The organism is Acidovorax sp. KPB24-07 (assembly GCF_057543315.1).
In genome coordinates this window covers 1-1,290 of sequence record NZ_BAAJYS010000660.1, presented here as the reverse complement: position 1 = coordinate 1,290, position 1,290 = coordinate 1, and the positions used below count along the sequence as shown (strand labels likewise).

Annotated in this window: 1 protein-coding gene; it reads left to right on the top strand. The window is 45.1% G+C overall.

Annotation, left to right across the window (positions count from 1 at the left end; all coding sequences use genetic code 11):
* A partial coding sequence (locus AC27IQ_RS24790; protein ID WP_487091189.1) for an RHS repeat-associated core domain-containing protein occupies positions 1-829 on the top strand: 829 nt, incomplete at its 5' end.
* Positions 830-1,290: the final 461 nt, after the last annotated feature.

Genomic DNA, 1,290 nt, shown 5'->3' with positions numbered 1-1,290 from the left:
TCACCTGGCGGCCACTATGGCGCCTGGGGGAGATGTGCAGGAGGAATACAACCCGCACCGGATCGAGCAGAGCATCCGGCTGCGGGGCCAGCAGATCGATGCCGAGACCGGGCTGCATTACAACCGATTCAGGTACTACACCCTCACTGGGGCAGTACGATTCACGCAGGATCCCATTGGGCTAGATGGGGGAGTTAATAAATATATTTACCCCCTTAATCCAATAATTTATGTGGATCCTCTGGGTTTGACAGAGACGACCACTCCTGAACTGGCCAATCAAGATGGACGTGCCAGCGGAGTCAATAAAGTAATAGGAATAAAAAAAGGTGGGGAGAAAATAAATAATGGCGCTAAAAAAATGGAAGGCGCTAACAAAAAAGATATGGATGTTTATGATTGCATCATGAGTGGTCCTGCTTGCAGTAAGAGTTCTGCTGAGATGGAAGATATGAGAGAATCAGCAAGGAAAGAAAGAATTCAAGGTATGAAAGATATCGGGCAAGGTTCGGTTGATGTCTATAAGTCAACGCCAGGAACGTTGGGGAATGGCATTCCTGGTGGGAGAATTCCAAAAACCATGAAAAAATTATTTATTTCATTTTTTACGGCAGTTTCTGTTGTGGCGTTTGCACAGGCTGATGCCCCTGCGAGAAATTCAATTGTAAAAATTAATGGCCATGAATTTATTCTGCCTACGGGATGTGTGCAGATTGATGGCAAACGTTATCGGTTTAGATGCTTGCTCTCGACGGGAGAGGACGTTGCATTGGGTGTGGATGAAGGGCCAAATTTTGAAAAAATAATAAAATCTCCAAATGATAAGTAGGGGGTTTTAGATAGGATTGTGCAGGAAACGTCCTATGGATATTATGTGAAATACCTTTCTAGAAAGAATGGGAGTCAATATAATTTTATATATTTAAAAGATAAAGAAATTACTGTTTTTGGTGGGGATGTGGCATTGGTCTACTATTTTTCTATGCTTATTAATAATGTCAAAATTGATAATTAAAAATGGCGTGATCAAGTGTGGAAATGGGCTTGCCATACTTTAAAAAAGAAACCTACTCAGAGAGCGCAGCACATCGGTCGTTAGCTAGGATGCATACGGCACTGCCTGTGCGACTATCTGTGCACGCCGATCGGATGGGTGGATGGCAATGGCGAGAAGGCCGGCGAGATTACCTGGGCAGCCAGCTATGGTGCCTGGGGAGACATGCAGGAGGAATACAACCCGCAACGGATCGAGCAGAGCATCCGGCTGCAGTGACGTGCTCCCCGATATCC